The organism is Sedimenticola sp. (assembly GCF_050289425.1).
Lineage (GTDB): Bacteria > Pseudomonadota > Gammaproteobacteria > Chromatiales > Chromatiaceae > Sedimenticola.
The window spans coordinates 1-642 of sequence record NZ_JBNKFS010000062.1; the positions used below are offsets into that span (position 1 = coordinate 1).

At 57.9% G+C, this 642-nt stretch carries 1 protein-coding gene; it reads left to right on the plus strand.

Going from position 1 to position 642, the window contains the following annotated elements:
* The coding region (locus tag ACQY5R_RS18230) for a DUF4389 domain-containing protein (RefSeq protein WP_428610712.1) at window positions 1-246 on the plus strand (246 nt) is incomplete at its 5' end.
* Window positions 247-642 lie beyond the last annotated feature (396 nt).

Consider the following 642-nt stretch of genomic DNA (forward strand, 5'->3'; position numbering starts at 1 on the left):
GTGGCCAAGGGTGTGGCAATGGCCGTGGCGGCGATCCAGTTCATCCTGGTGCTGATCAACAAGGAGCCCAACGACCCGCTGCGCAAGTTCGGGCAGGGCCTCAGCACCTACCTCTACGACATCACCCAGTTCCTGGTCTTCAACACCGAACACAAACCCTTCCCGTTTGACGACTGGCACAGCACTCCGCCCCGAGAAGAGCCCGCTGTGCTGGAAGGAGATACCGAGTATCAGGATGGGCAGTAGCCCAAGCAGCAGGATCCCCTCTCTCACCCCTCGTTCCCACGCTCCGCGTGGGAATGCATACGGCAGGAGAACCACAGCCCGATTGAAGAATGCCAGTCCCCTCATTCCCACTCTCCGTGTGGGAACGCATACGGCGGGTAAAGAACCACAGCGTAATTCCCCTCTCGTTCCCACGCTCTGCGTGGGAACGCATAGACTCCTTGCCCCAAGCGCAAAAAGAAGCGCCCCCACACCAAGTCTGATACTATTTCCCGAACAAGAATCGCGATAAACCCGTTGGATGACCGACCTGTCAGGCTATAAAAATTGTGATGTTGTGGGGGATATAACGGCATGGTTCCACCGGAAGGACAGCTAAGCGAGGCAGAGACCCGGGAGCAGATCGACAAGGCGCTG